The organism is Ornithinimicrobium tianjinense (assembly GCF_014636495.1).
GTDB classification, from domain to species: domain Bacteria; phylum Actinomycetota; class Actinomycetes; order Actinomycetales; family Dermatophilaceae; genus Ornithinicoccus; species Ornithinicoccus tianjinensis.
In genome coordinates this window covers 73,916-92,252 of sequence record NZ_BMEM01000006.1, presented here as the reverse complement: position 1 = coordinate 92,252, position 18,337 = coordinate 73,916, and the positions used below count along the sequence as shown (strand labels likewise).

Sequence of the window (18,337 nt, the reverse complement as noted above, 5' to 3'; positions counted from 1 at the left end):
TCGTTCAGCCCGTCCCGGACAACCGGGCGAGCAACCCCTCCACCTCCTCCTCGTCGAGCAGCGGCGGGCGGACCGTCTCACCGGTGGCGGCGAAGAAGAAGGCTGCGCGGATCGTCTCGAGAGGCCTGCCGGTCAGCCGGGCGTAGGCCAGCCGGTAGACCGCAAGCTGCAGCGCCCGGAGTCGTTGCTGCTCGGGGGATCCTGGTCGGCCGGTCTTCCAGTCCACGATGGTGATCCCGCCGTCCGGGTCGTCGAACACGGCATCGATCCGTCCGCGCACCGAGCGGTCCGCCACCTGCGTCTCCAGGGACACTTCCACCTCCAGGGGGGAACGGTCCGCCCACTCGCTGGCGAGGAAGTTCTGCTGGAGCAGCTCCAGGTCCTCCTCCGGCTCGAGGTCCGCGTCCATCGGTAGGAGCGCGTCGAGGTCGACCAGTGCCGCTGCCGCGTAGTGCTGCTCGACCCACGCGTGGAAGGCCGTGCCGAGGCGGGCGTGCGGCGCGGGCGGCCGCGGGAGGGGACGACGCAGCCGGGCGAAGAACGCTGCCGGGTCGGCGGCCAGCTCGACCACCGCCGACGTGGAGAGATGGTCCGGCACCGCCGCGGCGGCGCCGGCCGTGCGAGCCTCGGCGCGCTCGGCGAGCAGCAGCTGGGCCGCCTCGTGCCACGGATGGGTGCCGAGCAGCAGCGGAGGCTGAGCCGTGGTGCGGGCCGCGATCAAGGCCGAGGCGACGTCACGCACGACGGACCGGCGAGCCACGGGTTGGACGGGCCAGGGGGCCACCGTCTCCTCGAGAAGCCTGGGGTTCTGCATCTGGTCAGGCACGTCCGGGTCCGGCATGGGCACCCAGGTGCGCGTGATCACGCCCTCGACGGCCATGGCCTCGTCCAGGAAGCGCGAGGTGACACGCGGCGTCTTTCCGGTCGACCACACGGCTGCCGTGAGCAGCATCCGGGTCCGCGCCCTGGTGAAGGCGACGTAGGCGAGCCGCCGCTCCTCTGCGACGGCAAAGTCGCCTCCGTCGATCAGGAGTCGGTCGTGCTCAGCCTGCAGCTCCTCGGTGTCGGCGACCGACAGCCAGCCCAGGGTCGGCCGACCCTCGCGATCTCCCCGTAGCGGGGTCGGCAGCCTGCCGACGCCGGTCAGCCAGCCCTTGTCCTTCGGACGGGAGACCGTCCAGCTCCGGCCGTCGTGGCTCGCCCGGGCGCTGCGGGAGGGGAAGGTGCCCTCGACCAGGCCCGGGACGGCGACCAGGTCCCACTCCAGACCCTTCGCGGCGTGCACCGTCAGGACCTGGACCCGACCGGCATCCACACTCACCTCGGCGAGCTCGGGAACCTCCGCGCCCTCCAGCCCGCGTTCGTGCTCGCGCGCGGCGTCGAGCCAGTCGAGAAAGGCACCGAGGGTGGCCCTGTCGGCCCCCGAGGCAAAACCTGCCGCCACGTCCACGAGCGCATCGAGCTGGGCCCTGCCCCAGGTCGGGTGCAGGTCGGGGTCCGCGGCCACCTCGAGGTCGAGACCGAGGAGCCGTTCGGCCTCCACGAGCAGGTCGGGCAGCGTCAGCCCCACGAGGCTGCGGACCCGACGGACCGCACGCGCCAGACCGGCCAGGCGCGTCTGCGCCTCCGGGCTGAGGTGGCGACCCTCACGGTCCACCCAGCCAGTGGCCGGAAGCTGCTCGAGAGCCTCGGCCAGGACCGGGGTGTGCTCGCGCCGGCCGTCCCGCGCGCCTGCGCCACCCAGCTCGCGGGCCCAGGCCCACAGCGCGTCGATGTCGCTGGCGCCGAGCCGGCAGACGGGGCCGCTGAGCAGGCGCATCAGCTGGTCACCACGGGTGGGCTCCTGGGCGACCCAGAGGAAGGCGACAAGGTCCAGCACCTCCGGCGTGTCCAGCAGGCCACCGAGCCCGACGACCTCGACGGGCAGTCCACGGTGCCGCAGCGCGTCCACGATGGTGGGGAACTGTGCGCGGGTCCGGCAGAGGACCGCTGCCGTCCGTGCGCCCGGGCGGCCCCAGTGCCCAGCGACCCACTCGGCGACGTGCTCTGCCTCGGTGACGTGGTCGAGCAGGCGGGCGACCTCGACCTGCCCCGCGCCCGCACCGGACCGCGCCTCCAGGGTGCGGACCGGGATGGGCGACTCGTCCCGGAGCGGGCCGGACACCGCGTTCGCGACGTCCAGGACGCTCTCGTCGTTGCGCCACGAGGTGGACAGATGCAGCACCGGCGCGGTCTGACCGTCGAGCGCGAAGGCTTCGGGGAAGCGGGTGAGGGTCGTCGCGCTGGCACCGCGCCACCCGTAGATCGACTGGTGCGGGTCACCGACCGCCGTGACCGGGAGACGTTCGCCCGCGTAGAGCGCGGTCATCAGCACCATCTGCGCCTCGGAGGTGTCCTGGAACTCGTCCAGCAGGACGGCCCGGTAGCGCACGCGCTCGGCCGCCGCGACGTCGGGCACCTGCTGGGCGAGCCTCGCCGCGAGGGCCATCTGGTCGCCGAAGTCCAGGGCACCGCGGGCCGCCTTGGCCGCGCGGTACTCCTCGACGAGCGGGTAGATCAACGACTGACGCCGGAGCGTGTCGGCGAGGTTGCGACCGATCACCTTCGCGGGCTTGCCGTCCCGCCCCGGCAGTCCGCGCAGACGGTCCTCCACGCGGGTCAACCACCCGAGCGCCGCCTGCGGGTCGACGAGGTGCTCCCCCAGCTCGCCGGCCAGGGAGAGGACGGCGCGCACGACCGTGGCGGGTTGCAGGTCCATCGCCTCCATGTCACCGCTGTGCTCGGCCACCACCTGGTGCGCCAGCTGCCAGCAGGCCGCCTCGGAGAGCAGGCGGGCGTCCGGCTCGACGCCGAGGCGCAGGCCGTGCTCGCTCACCAGGCGGCCGGCATAGGCGTGGTAGGTCGAGACTGTCGGCAGGTCGAAGGCATCGCCGGAGCCGTCCTCCTGGGCGGTCAGGACGCCGGCGTCGCGCAGCAGGGTGAGCTTGTCAGCCAGGCGGCCGGCCAGCTCCAGCGCCGCCTTGCGGGTGAAGGTCAGGCCCAGCACCTCCTGGGGGCGGACCACACCGTTGGCGATGAGCCACACCACCCGGGACGCCATGGTCTCCGTCTTGCCCGATCCTGCGCCGGCGACGACCACCGTCGGCGCCAAGGGTGCCTCGATGACGGCTCGTTGCTCGGACGTGGGGCGGTGCGTGCCGAGCAGGTCGGCGAGGTCGTCCGCGCCGTAGCGGTGAGCGCTGCGTGTCTCGGAGGCGGCGGTCGTCATCGTTGCTGTCCCTCGGGCTGCAGCGGGCAGCAGAACCGGACCGGGCAGGTGCGGCACCGCTGCGCCTGGTCGTGGGCGGTGAACTCGTGCCCGGCCATGCCTGCGGCAGCCGTGGCCAGCAGCCGGTGGGCCCAGCGGGGGTCCTCGCTCTCGCCCAGTGGCTGCTGCTCCTGGGTCAGCGCCTTCTCCTTGATCCCGAGGTTGACCAGGCGGGCGCCGCCGGCACCGCCCGGGGCCAGGTCGCGGAAGGCGCCCTCCTCCACGGCGACCTGGTATGCCGCGAGCTGGGCGTGCGTGACGATCTCCTCCGCGGATGGTTTGGACCTGCTGGTCTTGAGGTCGAGCACGACCAGGCGGCCGTCGGGGGCGCGCTCCAGCCGGTCGACCTGGCCTGTGATGAGCACCTCTCGGGCCTTCTCGTCCTCCTGTGCCGTGAACCGGGCACGCATCGGGATCTCGGTGCCGAGCAGCACACGACCGTCGGCCGCCGCCTGCTGGACATAGGTGGCGTAGCGCTCGACCATCCTGCGTGCCGCCGCCTGCTGCTTGTCCGAGATCCATCCCTCACCAAGCCGCAGCTCTGGCCACCGTCGGTCGAGCTCCTCGACCAGGGTGGGACCGTCGGCGTCGGGATCCTTGGCGACGATGTCGTGGACGAGGATCCCGACGTCGGCCCCCGTCGCCTCGCCCGTCTCCGCCCCGCGGCCCTGCAGCAGCCATCGCAGGGCGCAGTCGAGGTAGGTCTGCACCTGCGAGGGCGAGACCCGCACGGGGCCGGTCGGCACCAGGTCCCGGGTCGTGGAGACGTCGAGGGTGTCCCACCAGGTCGACGGGTCCACGCCGGGGACACCGGCCTCGGCGAGCAGCGCGAGCGTGTCCACAGCCGCGTCCCGGTCCGCCCGGCGTCCCGAGCGCTGGGCCAGGACGGCCTCCCGGCGCAGCTGCCCCACGAGGCCACGCAGGGTCAGTGCCGGGGGGACGTCGACCTGCGGACGGTCCCGGTGGGCGGGGTCCACCAGGTCGAGGAACCCTGACGGCTGGTCGTCGGTGCTGGCGACGGCGGTCACGAGCAGCTGACGGTCGGCGCGCGTGATGGCCACGTGGAACTGACGCAGCTCGTCAGCGCGCACCTGCGCCTGCGCCGCCCGCACGGCCTCGGCGCCGTGGGCGGGCTGGCCGCGCAGGACGGCCACCAGCGCCTCGGCCCCGAGCAGCGTGTCCCGGAGGCGCAGGTCGGGCCAGACCCCGTCCTGGACGCCGACGACCGCCACATGGCTCCACTGCCGACCGGCCGCCGCCTGCGGCGTGAGGACCTCCACGGCCGACCCGGTGCGGGCGCCCACGACCAGGGTGTCCGCTGCCACCTCCGCGCTGCGGACGTGGTCGAGGAAACCACGGGCCCGGCTGCCGGGGAGACGCTCGACGTAGGACTCCGCCGCGCCGAACAGGACGAGGATCGCATCGAGGTCTCGGTCGGCGCGAGCGCCCAGCGCACCACCGGCGAGCGCCTGGGCCCCCCATGACTCCGCCAGCCCGCTCGCCTGCCACAGGGTCCACAGCACGTCCTCGGCCGAGCCCGCCGGATCGGCCGAGGCGACGGCACGGCCGGCGTCGAGGACCGATCCCACCCGGACGAGCGGTGCGAGGTCCGGGTGCAGCTCGGCCGGGGTCGTCGCGCGCAGCTCCTCGTCGATCAGCAGGTCGGCCAGGATCTCGTCGGCCGTGCGGGTCCCACCTTCTGCCAGCTCCTGTGTGCGGACCCGTCGCCGGAGGCGGCGGAGGTGGACCGGATCCACCTGCCCGAAGGGACCGGTCAACAGGCTGATCGCCTCCTCCGGCCTGACCTCCCACGCTCCCACGGCAGGGCGGGTCACGACGTCGAAGGCCACCAGGACAGGCTCGACGGCGGGGTCCAGGCCCAGCGGCAGCCCCGCGCGGTCGACCTCCACGGGGACCCCGCCGGAGGTCAGGGCCCGCCGCAGCGCATCCTGCTGCGCACCGGCACGGGCGATGACGGCCATCTGCTCCCAGGGCACCCCGTCCATCAGGTGGGCGCGGCGCAGCCAGTGAGCCACGTAGGCGCTCTCCTGCGGTCGGCTGCGGGCCACCGCCACCTCGACCGACTCCCCCGGTCGCCCACCCGGCGCAGGGCGACGGTGCGCCCGCCCTCCGACGACCCCGATCCGCTCGGCGACACCGGCCTGCACCTCGGCCAGCTGCGGGCCTCCCCGGTGACGGGTGCGCAGGGCCACGCTCCGCAGACCTTCGTCGCCGGCCAGCTGTCGCGCGAGATCGATGAAGCGGCCCGGCACCGCTCCCCGGAAGCCCAGGACCGTCGCGTCCGGGTCCCCCACCAGCAGCAGGTCGGCCCCCGGCCGGTGCAGCACCGAGACGAGACGCGCCGCGGACGCCGTCAGCTCCTGCGCGTCGTCCACGACGAGGGCTCTGATGCGCCCCCGGACCGTGGCGAGCAGATCGGGGTCGTCCTCGAGCAGGTCCGCCGCAGCGGTGCAGATCCACGCCGGGTCGAAGCTGCCAGGGTCGGAGAGAGCAGTGACCTCGTCGTACTCGGCCAGCACCCGCGCCGCGGCGCCCCACTCCGGCCGCCCGTGAATGTCGCCCAGGCGGTCGAGGTCCGACGGCTCCAGCCCGTGCTCGACCGCGCGCATGAGAAGGTCACGCAGCTGACCGCGGAATCCTGCGGTCGACAGGGCCGCCGTCAGCGACGCGGGCCACTCCGGGCCGCTGCCCTGCTCAACGTGGCCGGCCAGCAGCTCCCGGAGGATCACGTCCTGCTCCGCGCCGGACAGCAGCCGAGGCAGGGGCTCCCCCGCCGCGGCGGCCGCGAGCCGCAGCACGGAGAACGCCAGCGAGGACGGGGTGCGGGCGAGCGGCTCGGCGAACGTCGTGCCCAGGCCCTGCCCGATCCGGCTCCGCAGCCGGGCGGCCGCCTGCCGGGTGGGGGCCAGCACCAGGCAGGAGTCCGGCGACGAACCGTCCCGCAGCACCCGCTCCTGCGCGTGGCCCACCACTGCGGTCGTCTTGCCGGTCCCCGGACCACCCAGCACCAGGAGGACCCCACCACGGTGCGCGACCACCGCCTGCTGCTCGGGGTCGGCGGTGCGGCGCTCCGGCGGGAGCGGCTGCGGGGTGCCCTGGGACGACATACCCCCATCTCATCATCGACCACCGACAGGGCGCCCCGGCCCTAAGATCTCACCAGAACCGAGGAGAGGACACCGTGTGACACCGGCCGACCAGACAGCTGACCAGCCGTCCCGGGTCCGACTGCCGCGGGACGAGCGCCGCGCGATGCTGCTGCGCGCGGCACTGGAGACGTTCTCCGAGCATGGCTACCACGCGACGGCGATGGACGACATCGCCGAGCGGGCCGGGGTGTCCAAGCCCGTCCTCTACCAGCACTTCGACAGCAAGCTGGAGCTCTACGTCGCCCTCGCCGAGAGGGTCCGCGACGACATCGTCGAGACCGTGCGCGCGGCCCTGGAGTCCACCCCGGACAACGACGCCCGCATCGCCGCGACCATGGCGGCGTTCTTCGAGTTCGTGGACCGCCCGGCCTCGGGCTACCCCCTGGTGTTCGCCAGCGACATGGGCCGAGAGCCTGCCGTGGCGGCCATCATCGACGAGGCGCGCCGCGGGTGCGCCGAGGCGATCGGTCAGGTCATCCAGGACGAGACCGACCTCGGCGGGGACGAGTCGCAGCTGCTCGCCGTGGCCATCACCAGCCAGGTCCAGGCGGTGGCGCAGCACTGGGTCGAGTCCGGCTCCCCGTTGCCGCGGGAGCGCGCGATGGAACTGCTCATGGCGCTCGTGTGGCGCGGGATCGGGCACGTGCCGCAGTCGACCGCCGCCGATGGCGAGGAGGCGGCGGGGTCGGGGACGGTGTTCCACGCGGGATAACCTCGTCGGGACACCATCACCACCATCCCAAGGAGGAACCGTGGAGGTCCGCATCGGCATCCGCGACGTCGCGCGCGAGGTCGTCTTCGAGTCTGCACGCACGCCGCAGGAGGTCCGCGACACCGTCACCGAGGCCGTCCGCACCGGCGCGCCCGTCATCGAGCTCGAGGACGAGAAGGGGCGCACCGTCATCGTGCCGACCACCGCCCTCGGGTATGTCGAGGTCGGGGCGCAGGAGAAGGGCCGCGTCGGGTTCGGCACCCGCTGACGTCACGTCAGGGCAGGTCAGCGGCCACTTCGGTTGGCACGTCCTCCGGAATGGCACTAGCGTCGTCGTCGTTGAATCGTCGTGCCTCCTTCGGGGGCGCACCAGCCGGGTGAGACCCGCGTTGGACAGATAGTCGAAAGGTCATCTCATGATTCAGACCATCATCGCTGCGCTCGTCGCCGGCTGCATCGTCGGCCCGCTCGCGCGCCTGATCCTGCCCGGCCGCCAGAACCTGTCGGTCGGCATGACCGTGCTGCTCGGCGCCGTGGGCTCGCTCCTCGGCTCCTGGCTGGGCTCCCTGGTCTTCAACTACGAGGGTGGGCTGCTGAACTTCTGGGGCCTGATCCTGGGCATCGTCGGTGCCATCATCGTGGTCCTGGCCTATGGCGCGATCGCCGGCCGCAACGACCGCGCCGTGGGTCGCTGACCCGCACCCGCGCCACTCGCCGACGGCGCGTCCTCCTCATGGAGGGCGCGCCGTCGTCGTGTCTGCAGTAGGTGGTCGCGGTCCCGCTCGGGTAGCCTGAGGACGTTCACCGGTGACCGGTCGGCCGCGCACCTGCGGCTGCTGCTGGTCGGGCGCGTCGCCCGACCCCCACGAAGACTTCCCGATCGGCCCGCGAGAGCCCGTGCGCGGCATACCTCTGCGCGCGGAACCTTCGACCCGATCGTGAGTGCACCCGTGCAGGAGACCCGTACCTTCGCCGACTTCGGCATCCACCCCGACGTCGTCGCGGCCCTGGCCGACAACGGCATCACCCACCCCTTCCCGATCCAAGCCATGACGCTGCCCGTCGCGATGAGCCGGCACGACATCATCGGTCAGGCCAAGACCGGCACGGGCAAGACGCTCGGCTTCGGCCTGCCCGTCCTGCACAACGTCGTGGCTCCCGGTGACGAGGGGTATGCCGCGCTCGAGCGTCCGGGTGCGCCCCAGGCCCTCGTCGTCGCACCGACCCGTGAGCTGGCGGTCCAGGTCGCCGGTGACCTGGAGAAGGCCGGCGCACGACGCGGCATCCGCGTCCTGACGGTCTACGGCGGTCGGGCCTACGAGCCCCAGATCGAGGCCCTGCAGAAGGGCGTCGAGGTCGTCGTCGGGACCCCCGGCCGCCTCCTCGACCTCGCCGGCAAGAACCACCTCACCCTGGCGCACGCCCGCACCGTCGTGCTGGACGAGGCCGACGAGATGCTCGACCTGGGCTTCCTGCCCGACGTCGAGAAGCTCCTCGCCCTGACCCCGGCGGGGCGGCACACCATGCTGTTCAGCGCCACCATGCCCGGCGCCGTGGTGTCGCTGGCGCGGCAGTACATGAGCCAGCCCACGCACATCCGGGCGATGAGCGAGGACGGCGAGGGCCACACCGTCGCGGCCGTCGAGCAGTTCGTCTACCGCGCGCACGCGCTGGACAAGGTCGAGATGGTCGCCCGGATCCTGCAGGCCGAGGGCCGCGGGCGCACCATCATCTTCACCCGCACCAAGCGGACGGCAGCCAAGGTCGCGGACGAGCTCACGGAGCGCGGCTTCGCCTCCGCGGCCATCCACGGCGACCTGGGGCAGGGCGCTCGCGAGCAGGCGCTGCGCGCCTTCCGCAACGACAAGGTGGACGTGCTCGTCGCGACCGACGTCGCGGCCCGGGGCATCGACGTCCAGGACGTCACCCACGTCATCAACTACCAGTGCCCCGAGGACGAGAAGACCTACCTGCACCGCATCGGCCGCACCGGCCGCGCGGGCGCGACCGGCGTGGCCGTGACCTTCGTGGACTGGGACGACATGCCGCGCTGGGGCCTGATCAACAAGGCCCTGGACCTGGGCTACCCCGAGCCGGAGGAGACCTACTCCTCCAGCCCCCACCTCTTCGAGCAGCTCAACATCCCCGAGGGCACCCGTGGCACCCTCCCCCGCTCCGCGCGCACCCACGCGGGGCTGTCGGCCGAGCAGGTCGAGGACCTGGGCGGTCGCGAGCCGGGGCGCGGGAGCCGCGCCGGGGGTCGCGACGGTGGCCGGGGTGGTCGCTCCGGCGGCCGCGGCCCCCGTCAGGACGGCGAGCGGCGGGCGGCTCGCGAAGGTGGCCAGGGCGAGCGCGCCGAGGGCACGGCCGGGGCGGCCGGAGGCACCTCCGAGCAGGCGCCACGTCGTCGGCGTCGGCGCACCACGCGGACGCCGAAGGCGTCGACGACCGACTGACCCGCGCCCCTCAGGCGCGTCGGCGAGCGCCCAGCGGCGCCCCCAGGAGCGGGGTGCCGCTGCCCCGCTCGAGGATCTGCTCGAGCACCTCGGGCCGGGTGGTGTTCTCGGCCAGGCGGTTCGGTTTGCCCGACCCGTGGTAGTCGCTGGATCCCGTGCGCAGCAGGCCCAGCCGGGTCGCGGTCCGCTCCGCCCGGGCGTGCTCGGCCGGTCCGTGGTCCCGGTGGTCGACCTCCAGCCCCGCCAGCCCGGCCTGCGCCATCTCCTCGATCAGGCTCTCCTCGACGACGCGACCGCGGGTGCTCGCGAAGGGGTGTGCCATCACCGGGACCCCTCCGGCGGCCACGACGAGCTCGGTCGCACGCACCGGGTCGGGCGCGTAGTGCGACACGTAGAAGGGGCTCCCGGGCACCAGGAGCGTCTCGAAGGCGGCCGACCGGTCGGCCAGGACCCCGTTGCGCACGAGCACGTCGGCCACGTGCGGACGCCCGAGCGTGGCGTCCGGACCTGCCTCCTGGAGGACCTCCTCGTAGCTGATCGGATACCCCTCCGCCGCCAGCAGGTCGACCATCCGGCGCAGCCGCGTGTCGCGGCTGGCCCGGCTCTCCTCCAGCTCGGCCAGCAGGCCCCGGTGGGTCGGGTCGGGCAGGTATCCAAGGAGGTGCACCGAGATCCCCCTCCAGCGGCAGGAGACCTCGACTCCCGGGACCACCGTCACCCCAAGACGGGTGCCGGCCACGTCGGCCTCCGCCCAGCCGCTGTAGACGTCGTGGTCGGTCAGCGCGATGACGTCCACGCCGGCGGCCGCGGCAGCGGCGACGACCTCCGCGGGGGTCTCCCGGCCGTCGCTGCGCAAGGAGTGGGTGTGCAGGTCGACCACAGCCTGCGGGGGCACGGCGCTCATCCTCGCCACCCTAGAGCCCCCTGCTCCCCCGAGCGGAGCAGGCATACTTGAGAGCAAGGCCGTCGGACCTGCCGGCGGGCCCGACCCGAGGAGATGTATGTCGTTCACGTCCCGCCGACCGCTCGCCCGCGCGGGCGTCGTCGCCCTGCTCGCCGCGAGCGTGCTGGCCGGCTGCGCCCAGGAGGAGCCGACCGAGGACGTCTCCCCCAGCACCTCGGCCGCCACGTCCGAGGACGCGGCCACCTCCACCGAGGCCGCCCCGAGCACGTCCCGGCCGACGACCGACGACGCGGCGACCACGTCCGCAGCCCCGCTCGAGAGCGTCACCGTCCGCGCCGTCGACAAGGGCTTCGAGGTGACGCTTCCGGCGGGGTGGGCCGACGCCTCCGACCTGGTGGACGACAAGACCGTCCAGGTCGCCGGTCGCGCTCCGGAGCCGGTGGACGGCTTCTACACCAACATCCTCGTCACCAAGGAGGAGTACGTCAGCAACCTCACCTCGGCGGTGGAGCGCTCCGCCAAGGAGCTGGCGGGCGAGGACGGCGAGTTCGAGATGCTCGAGCCCGCGAAGGTGGACGGCAACACCTCTCCCGGCTACACCATCGTGCGGAAGGTCGAGGGTCGCACCCTGCACCAGACGCAGCGGTGGATCAGCCACGACAAGACCCTGTATGTCGTCACCCTCTCGACCGTCGGGTCCGAGGCCAGGACCTCGGCACCGCTGCTGGACGACGTGCTCGACTCCTGGACCTGGACCGACTGATCTCGGGTCCGCCCCTCAGCGGCTCCGGCCGCGCGACCGGCGCAGCGCGCGCTGGGTGGCGAGGTCGATGCCGAAGCGTCGGCGGGCGAAGAACCCGCCCATCGACAGCCCGCCGGCCAGCGCGAGGCCGGTCGCCGCGGCGCTGACGAACTCGATGACCGCGTTGCCGACGACAGCCGGGTTGTCCGACAGGATGAGGCTGATCGCCCGGTAGAGGGCCAGTCCGGGAAGCAGCGCGACGATGCTGGCGGTCGCGACGGCGAGCTCGGGCACCCGCAGCCGCTCGTGCACGGCATACGCCAGAGCGCCCACGAGGAAGGCCGCCAGCGCGGTGGACGCGGCCCCGCCCAGGCCCAGACCGACGCCCGCGGTGAAGACGAGCCAGCCCAGCGCCGCGATGATCATCGCCAGGGCCGTGGTGCGCCACCCCGCGTAGGTGGCCAGGCAGAAGCCGAAGGCGATGAGGAGCGCGCCGATGCCGTCGACGAGCGGGTTTCCCCCCAGGAGCAGAGTGTCGTCCACCTCCATGGACAGCTCGAGGGCGCGGGCCAGCGCCATGACCGTGCCGACCCCCACGGCGATGCCGAGCGTCATGAACACCACCTCCAGCCCGCGCGCCCCGGCCGTGACGTAGTAGCCGTCGATGGCATCCTGCACCGCGCCGAGCAGGCCGAGCCCCGCCAGCAGCACCACGATGCCGGACACGACGACCAGCGACGGGTAGCGCACCCCCAGCAGCGACACGCCGTGCTCAGCGCCCCAGAAGATGAGGAAGGCGATGAGGGCCGGCACGGCGGCGCTCACGGCCTGCGCGAAGAAGGCCGCGACGCCGGCCCGGTAGAGCAGCCGCTGGACCCGGTCCACGAGCGTGGCGGAGAGGGCGGCCACGAACCACATCAACGGGCCGGCCCCGAACAGCATGACCACCCCCACGCCCATCAGTGCCGAGCCGCCCGTCGCCACCCAGGGCCGGTAAGGGTGAGGCGCCCCGAGCACCCGCTGCAGGGTGACCCGGGCCTCGTCGACGTCGAGGGGCGGGGACCCCGTGTCGGAGGTGCCCACGACGTCGTCGACGAGCCGTTGCACCGCCTCGAGCCGCGTGTAGTCCAACGACCGCCCCGAGACGACCCGCATGATCGACAGCGGGTCCTCGTGCAGGCCGCGGTGGATCGACACGGTGATCGAGGTGAAGGTCACGTCGACGTGCGCCGAACGGACGCCGTAGGCGTCGACGAGCCGCAGGACCGTGGCGACGCACTCCGACGCCGAGGCGCCGGTGGAGAGCATGGCCTCGCCGACCCGCAGCGCGAGGTCGATGACCGCGCGCGCCTGCCGCTGGCTCACCTCGGCGTCGCCGCCGAGCCGGGTGCCCAGGGCGATGGTGGGTGGGGCGATCCCCCGGACGACGTGGGCGGCGCGGGCTCGCCAGAGCCGGGCCACGCTCGGTGCCGGGGCCAGCTCGGTCTCGGCGAGGCGGTGCGGTCCGGTCACCTCGCCCTGGTCGGTCGGGACACCTGGCTGCTCGCTCACCCGTCCAGCGTAGGGGTCACGGCTGACCGTGGGCCGGACGCTTCCTGTACCTAGGATGAACCGGTGAACGTGAGCGAGAAGCAGCACAAGGCCGAGCACCGGGAGCGTCCCTCCAACGAGGCGTTCCGCGCCTTCATGGGTGGCGGGTGGGCCCCCCGGGACAGCACCGTCCCCTCCCTGACCGAGGCGGCCCGGTATGCCGCCGCGCGCCGGGAGCGCCTGTCCGCGCTCTTCCCGGGCGAGCGTCTCGTGGTGCCGGCCGGTGGCCTGAAGATCCGCAGCAACGACACGGACTACGTCTTCCGGCCCCACAGCGCCTTCGCCCACCTGACCGGGCTCGGGGCGGACCGCGACCCCGACGCCGTGCTGGTCCTGGAGCCCCGGACCGACGGCGCCGGAGCTGCGGCCGGGCACGAGGCGGTCCTCTACTTCCTGCCCCTGGCCGACCGGGACACCGAGGAGTTCTTCGCCGACTCCCGGGTCGGTGAGTTCTGGGTGGGTGCGCGCCCCACCCTCGCGTCGACCGCCGCCGAGCTGGGCGTGACCACCCGGCACCTGCACGAGTTGCCGGACGCCCTCGCCAAGGACGCCGGACCGGGTGCCGTGAGCGTGCGCGTCGTCCGTGACGCCGACCGCGAGGTCGCCGCGCTCGTCGACACCGTGCGTCAGCAGGCTGGCCTCACCACCGACGAGGCGACGGTCGCGGCCGCGCAGGAGGCGGACCTGGCGCTGGCCCGGGCGCTGTCCACGCAGCGGCTGGTCAAGGACGACTGGGAGGTGCGTCAGATGGAGGAGGCCGTCGAGGCCACCGCGATCGCCTTCGACGCCGTGGTGGCCCAGCTGCCCGAGGCGGTGCGGCGCGGGCGGGGCGAGCGCTGGGTGGAGGGCGTCTTCGGACTGCACGCGCGACACGCGGGCAACGGGGTCGGCTACGACTCGATCTGCGCCGCGGGCGAGCACGCCACGACGCTCCACTGGAACCGCAACACGGGCGAGGTCCGTGAGGGCGAACTGCTCCTCCTCGACGCCGGGGTGGAGACGGACGCGCTCTACACCGCGGACGTGACCCGCACGGTGCCCGTCGGCGGGACCTTCTCCCGCGCCCAGCGCAAGGTGTATGAAGCGGTGCTGGCCGCGCAGGAGGCGGGCCTCGCGGCCGCCCGGCCGGGCAACACCTTCAAGGACATCCACGCGGCGGCCATCACGGTGATCGCCGAGCACCTGCTGGAGTGGGGGCTGCTGCCCGAGGGCGTCACCCTGGAGCAGACCCTCGACGCCGACACGGGCCAGTACCACCGCCGCTGGATGGTGCACGGGACCAGCCACCACCTGGGCATCGACGTGCACGACTGCGCGCTGGCGCTGCGCGAGGACTACCTCGAGGGCGAGCTGCGCGAGGGCATGGTGCTGACGGTGGAGCCCGGGCTCTACTTCAAGTCCGACGACCTGCTGGTGCCGGAGGAGCTGCGGGGCATCGGGGTGCGCATCGAGGACGACGTGGTGATCACCGCCGACGGCTGCCGCAACCTCTCGGCGATGCTCCCGCGCACCGCCGACGAGGTCGAGGCCTGGGTCCGCGCCGGCGGCACCCGCTGATCAGTCCTGCTGGCGGTCCGTACGGGCCGCCAGCAGGTCGCGGGCCTGCTCGGCGAGCTTGTGCTCGGTGAGCACCTCGTAGCGGGTGGCGACGACCTGGCTGACCGACACGAAGTCGCGACGCCCGCGGGTCAGGGCGTAGCCCAGGAGCGCCCAGACCAGACCGAAGAGGGCGCCGAAGAAGACCACGCCGAGGATCATGACGATCGCGTCGGCGGGCTGGGCGAAGAGGGAGAAGATGAGGCCGACGAACAGGCCGAGCCAGATCCCGGACAGCAGGCCCCCGAGGGCGACGCGGCCGGTCGTCAGACGGCCGGTGACCCGCTCGATCTGCTTGAGGTCGGTCCCGACGATCATGCAGTTCTCGACAGGGAACTCGTGGTCGGACAGGTAGTCCACCGCCTGCTGCGCGCCCTCGTAGTCGTCGAAGACGCCCAGGCTCATCGGGTAGGCGAGGGCGAGCACCGGGCCGGGGCCGATGCCGGCAGATCTGCTGGGTGGGGTGGTCACGCCAGCCATTGTGCCGCCCGCGACGGGCGGGGGCGACCGGTGGCCGCCCCGACGCCCGGAGGCGCGGCGCGGGTCAGCGGCGGAAGAGGCGGCGCCGCGGACGGACCGGACGGCGGGCGACGTCCTGGGCCAGGGTGTGACGGAAGGCGCGGTGGGCGGAGGGGTGGTACGCGATGGGGAAACCCATGGTGGAGCTCGGTGTTCCTTTCGGGGACGTCGGGGAGACGGTGATGGACGAGAGCCCTCCCCAGGCCCTCATACATGATATACGCGCAGGTGAGGCCAGGTATTCCAGCTCAATCAGTGACCCCTGTCACCGACGGTGCCGCTATCCTTCCGGGGTGAGCTCTCCCCGCGTGTTCGTCGCCCGCCTCAACGGCATGAGCGTGTTCGACCCGCTGGGTGACGAGGTGGGTCGGGTGCGCGACGTCGTGGTGACCCTCACGGGCCGCGCCGCGTCCCTCGGACCACGGGCGATCGGCCTGGTCGTGGAGGTCCCGGGACGGCGGCGGGTCTTCGTCCCGATCACGCGCGTGACCTCCATCGACGCCGGCCAGGTCATCACGACGGGGCTGGTGAACATGCGCCGGTTCCAGCAGCGGCCCGGCGAGACCCTCGTGGTCGGCGAGCTCTTCGACCGTCAGGTGAGCGTGGAGGAGGACGGCCGTCAGGTGCCGGCCGTCATCGAGGACATCGCCATGGACCGCGACCGCGTCGGCGACTGGCGGCTGACCAAGATCTTCGTCCGCAAGGGAGCCTCCGACTCCTCCCCCCGGGGTCTGCGCCTACGGCGCCGCCGCGGCGAGACGGTCCTGGTCGACGCCGGAGCCGTGCACGGTCTGCGCGAGTCCGGCCCCGCCCAGGCCGCGACCGCGCTGCTGGAGGCCTACGAGGACCTCAAGCCCCAGGACCTCGCCGACGCCATGCACGACCTGACGCCCAAGCGCCGGGCGGAGGTCGCCGACGCCCTCGACGACGAGACGCTGGCCGACGTCCTCGAGGAGCTGCCGGACGACGACCGGCTGGAGATCCTGACCCACCTCCCGACCGACCGCGCCGCGGACATCCTCGAGGTCATGCAGCCCGACGACGCGACCGACCTGCTCGCCGACCTGCCGGCCGCGACCCAGGAGGAGCTCCTCCAGCTCATGGAGCCGGAGGAGGCTGCGGACATCCGCCGCCTGCTCACCTACGACGAGAACACCGCCGGCGGACTGATGACGACCGAGCCGGTGATCCTCGGGCCCGAGGCGACGATCGCCGAGGCGCTGGCCCTCGTCCGCAGGGAGGAGCTGCACCCGGCCACCGCGTCCCTGGTCTACGTCACCCGCCCGCCCCACGAGACCCCGACCGGTCGGCTGCTGGGCAGCGTCCACATCCAGAGGCTGCTGCGCGAGCCGCCGCACCAGCCCGTCGGGTCGATCCTCGACGCCGACATCGACCCAGTGCTCCCGGAGGCCTCGCTCGGTGAGGTCACGCGGGCCCTGGCGATGTACAACCTCGTGGCCCTTCCGGTGACGGACCAGGAGGGACGCCTGCTCGGCGCGGTCACGGTCGACGACGTGCTGGACCACATCCTGCCCGAGGACTGGCGCGAGGACGACGACGACAGCCTGGAGGAGGTGCCCGATGTCTGAGCGGACCCGCCCGGCCGGCCGCCCGTCCCCCTCCCGTTTGGACCAGCCGCTGGCCAAGGCGCGCAGGTGGCTGCCCCAGACCGCCATGGACCCCGAGAGCTTCGGGGCCTTCGCCGAGCGGTTCGCCCGCTTCATGGGCACGGCCCGCTTCCTCGTCTGGATGACGGTCTTCGTCGTCGTCTGGCTCACGTGGAACACCGTGGCTCCCGCAGGCCTCCGCTTCGACCCCTACGCCTTCATCTTCCTCACGCTCATGCTCAGCCTGCAGGCCTCCTACGCCGCACCGCTGATCCTGCTCGCACAGAACCGCCAGGACGACCGTGACAAGGTCCAGATGGAGCAGGACCGGGCCCGCAACGAGCGCAACCTCGCCGACACCGAGTTCCTCACCCGCGAGGTGGCGGCGCTGCGGCTGGCCATGCGGGAGGTCGCCACCCGCGACTTCGTCCGCTCCGAGCTGCGCTCCCTGCTCGAGGAGCTCGAGGAGCGTGCCGAGGAGCGAGGTCGTCGCACCGACCCCGCCACCTCACCGGCCCGCGAGGACGACGGCCCGACCCCGTCCTGACCCGCCGGGAGAGCCACCTACCATGGGAGGCATGCCCGCCCCCAGCACCGCGACGCTCCAGGCCGCCCTCGCGACGGTCAACGACCCCGAGATCCGCAAGCCGATCACCGAGCTCGGCATGGTGGAGGCCGTCGACGTCAGCGACACCGGCCACGTGCGGGTGACGGTGCTCCTCACGGTGCCCGGCTGTCCGATGAAGGACACGATCACCCGCGACGTGACGCGCGCCGTGGGTGCCGTGGAGGGCGTCACCGGGGTGGACGTGCAGCTGGGCGTCATGAGCGACGAGCAGCGCTCGGGCCTGCGCCAGCAGCTGCGCGGCGGCGCACCGGAGAAGGAGATCCCCTTCGCGCGTCCCGACTCCCTCACCACCGTGTATGCCGTCGCCTCCGGCAAGGGCGGCGTCGGCAAGTCCTCGGTCACCGTCAACCTCGCCGCAGCCCTCGCGCAGGAGGGACTGCGGGTCGGGGTCGTCGACGCCGACATCTACGGCTTCTCGGTCCCCCGCATGCTCGGCGTCACGCAGCCCCCCACCCAGGTCGACGACATGATCCTCCCGCCGGTGGCCGAGCCGGGCGGCGTGCCCGTCAAGGTCATCTCGATCGGCATGTTCGTCCCGGGCAACCAGCCGGTCGTCTGGCGCGGCCCCATGCTGCACCGCGCGATGCAGCAGTTCCTGGCCGACGTCTACTGGGGCGACCTCGACGTCCTCCTCCTCGACCTGCCCCCGGGCACCGGCGACATCGCCATCACGGTCGCCCAGCTGCTGCCGAGCAGCGAGCTGATCGTGGTCACCACTCCGCAGCAGGCCGCCGCCGAGGTGGCCGAGCGTGCGGGCGCCATCGCGCTCCAGACGCACCAGCGCCTCGTCGGTGTCATCGAGAACATGTCCTGGCTGGAGCTGCCGGACGGCTCACGCCAGGAGATCTTCGGCTCCGGAGGCGGTCAGGCGGTCGCGGACTCGCTGTCGCGGTCCATCGGCGCCGACGTGCCGCTGCTGGGCCAGGTCCCGCTCGACGTCACCCTGCGCGAGGGTGGCGACCAGGGCCGGCCCGTCGTCGTCGGATCGCCGGACTCCCCCGCCGCGACCGCGCTGCGCGGGATCGCCCGCCAGCTCGCCCGTCGGGGACGCGGCCTGGCCGGGCGCAAGCTGGCCATCACCCCCACGCTGTCCCGCTGACACGACC

14 protein-coding genes are annotated in these 18,337 nt (G+C 73.2%); 9 read left to right on the top strand and 5 right to left on the bottom strand.

The annotated features are described in order from the left end of the window. Nucleotides 1-4: 4 nt before the first annotated feature. Both IEV65_RS14800 and IEV65_RS14795 read right to left on the bottom strand, forming a co-directional pair. Nucleotides 5-3,268 (bottom strand): ATP-dependent helicase, encoded by a 3,264-nt coding sequence (locus tag IEV65_RS14800; protein WP_188432100.1) that lies wholly within the window; start codon nt 3,266-3,268, stop codon nt 5-7. Then, nucleotides 3,265-6,435 (bottom strand): ATP-dependent helicase, encoded by a 3,171-nt coding sequence (locus IEV65_RS14795; RefSeq protein ID WP_188432098.1) that lies wholly within the window; start codon nt 6,433-6,435, stop codon nt 3,265-3,267. The genes IEV65_RS14800 and IEV65_RS14795 overlap by 4 nt, the downstream gene beginning before the upstream one ends. Nucleotides 6,436-6,511: 76 nt before the next feature. Here IEV65_RS14795 and IEV65_RS14790 point away from each other — a divergent pair, with 76 nt between their 5' ends. The 4 genes from IEV65_RS14790 (at nt 6,512) to IEV65_RS14775 (ending at nt 9,645) form a co-directional block, all read left to right on the top strand. After that, nucleotides 6,512-7,189, top strand: a complete 678-nt coding sequence (locus IEV65_RS14790) for a TetR/AcrR family transcriptional regulator (protein ID WP_188432096.1) — start codon at nt 6,512-6,514, stop codon at nt 7,187-7,189. Between the two features lie 40 nt (nt 7,190-7,229). After that, nucleotides 7,230-7,457 (top strand): DUF3107 domain-containing protein, encoded by a 228-nt coding sequence (locus IEV65_RS14785; protein ID WP_188432094.1) that lies wholly within the window; start codon nt 7,230-7,232, stop codon nt 7,455-7,457. 148 nt (nt 7,458-7,605) lie between these two features. After that, nucleotides 7,606-7,884 carry a GlsB/YeaQ/YmgE family stress response membrane protein gene (locus IEV65_RS14780; protein WP_188432092.1) on the top strand — a complete coding sequence of 93 codons (279 nt, stop codon included), beginning with the start codon at nt 7,606-7,608 and terminating at the stop codon, nt 7,882-7,884. Nucleotides 7,885-8,139: 255 nt separating this feature from the next. Then, nucleotides 8,140-9,645: a DEAD/DEAH box helicase gene (locus IEV65_RS14775; protein ID WP_188432090.1), complete on the top strand. Its 1,506-nt coding sequence runs from the start codon at nt 8,140-8,142 to the stop codon at nt 9,643-9,645. 10 nt (nt 9,646-9,655) lie between these two features. Here the strand turns inward: IEV65_RS14775 and IEV65_RS14770 are convergent, their stop codons facing one another. Continuing rightward, nucleotides 9,656-10,549 carry a PHP domain-containing protein gene (locus IEV65_RS14770; protein WP_188432088.1) on the bottom strand — a complete coding sequence of 298 codons (894 nt, stop codon included), beginning with the start codon at nt 10,547-10,549 and terminating at the stop codon, nt 9,656-9,658. Between the two features lie 97 nt (nt 10,550-10,646). Between IEV65_RS14770 and IEV65_RS14765 the strand changes: the two genes are divergently transcribed. Then, the gene (locus IEV65_RS14765; protein WP_188432086.1) at nt 10,647-11,312 is read left to right on the top strand and encodes a hypothetical protein; all 666 of its coding nucleotides are present in this window, start codon (nt 10,647-10,649) and stop codon (nt 11,310-11,312) included. A gap of 15 nt (nt 11,313-11,327) precedes the next feature. Here the strand turns inward: IEV65_RS14765 and IEV65_RS14760 are convergent, their stop codons facing one another. Next, nucleotides 11,328-12,842 carry a threonine/serine exporter family protein gene (locus IEV65_RS14760; protein ID WP_188432084.1) on the bottom strand — a complete coding sequence of 505 codons (1,515 nt, stop codon included), beginning with the start codon at nt 12,840-12,842 and terminating at the stop codon, nt 11,328-11,330. Nucleotides 12,843-12,911: 69 nt separating this feature from the next. Between IEV65_RS14760 and IEV65_RS14755 the strand changes: the two genes are divergently transcribed. After that, a complete protein-coding gene (locus IEV65_RS14755) occupies nt 12,912-14,438 on the top strand; it encodes an aminopeptidase P family protein (protein WP_188432148.1) in 1,527 nt (508 codons plus the stop codon). Here IEV65_RS14755 and IEV65_RS14750 read toward each other — a convergent pair whose 3' ends face one another. Further along, on the bottom strand, nt 14,439-14,948 hold the full coding sequence (locus IEV65_RS14750; RefSeq protein ID WP_308642585.1) for a YflT domain-containing protein: 510 nt from the start codon (nt 14,946-14,948) through the stop codon (nt 14,439-14,441). A gap of 341 nt (nt 14,949-15,289) precedes the next feature. On the opposite strand from IEV65_RS14750, the gene IEV65_RS14745 reads away from it, so the two are divergent. Genes IEV65_RS14745 through IEV65_RS14735 form a run of 3 tightly spaced genes read left to right on the top strand, consistent with a single transcriptional unit; the run spans nt 15,290 to nt 18,330 of the window. Beyond that, entirely contained in the window at nt 15,290-16,585 is a 1,296-nt protein-coding gene (locus IEV65_RS14745; protein ID WP_229735325.1) for a magnesium transporter MgtE N-terminal domain-containing protein, read from the top strand. Continuing rightward, entirely contained in the window at nt 16,578-17,150 is a 573-nt protein-coding gene (locus IEV65_RS14740) for a DUF1003 domain-containing protein (protein ID WP_188432079.1), read from the top strand. Before IEV65_RS14745 ends, IEV65_RS14740 begins: the two co-directional genes overlap by 8 nt. A 31-nt stretch (nt 17,151-17,181) precedes the next feature. Next, the gene (locus tag IEV65_RS14735) at nt 17,182-18,330 is read left to right on the top strand and encodes an Mrp/NBP35 family ATP-binding protein (RefSeq protein ID WP_188432077.1); all 1,149 of its coding nucleotides are present in this window, start codon (nt 17,182-17,184) and stop codon (nt 18,328-18,330) included. Nucleotides 18,331-18,337: the final 7 nt, after the last annotated feature.

Bases quoted from the DNA above. Each gene is read 5' to 3' on its own strand.
- IEV65_RS14800 (WP_188432100.1), bottom strand. From the start codon at position 3,268: ATGACGACCGCCGCCTCCGAGACACGCAGCGCTCACCGCTACGGCGCG.
- IEV65_RS14795 (WP_188432098.1), bottom strand. From the start codon at position 6,435: ATGTCGTCCCAGGGCACCCCGCAGCCGCTCCCGCCGGAGCGCCGCACC.
- IEV65_RS14780 (WP_188432092.1), top strand. From the start codon at position 7,606: ATGATTCAGACCATCATCGCTGCGCTCGTCGCCGGCTGCATCGTCGGC.
- IEV65_RS14770 (WP_188432088.1), bottom strand. From the start codon at position 10,549: ATGAGCGCCGTGCCCCCGCAGGCTGTGGTCGACCTGCACACCCACTCC.
- IEV65_RS14765 (WP_188432086.1), top strand. From the start codon at position 10,647: ATGTCGTTCACGTCCCGCCGACCGCTCGCCCGCGCGGGCGTCGTCGCC.
- IEV65_RS14740 (WP_188432079.1), top strand. From the start codon at position 16,578: ATGTCTGAGCGGACCCGCCCGGCCGGCCGCCCGTCCCCCTCCCGTTTG.
- IEV65_RS14735 (WP_188432077.1), top strand. From the start codon at position 17,182: ATGCCCGCCCCCAGCACCGCGACGCTCCAGGCCGCCCTCGCGACGGTC.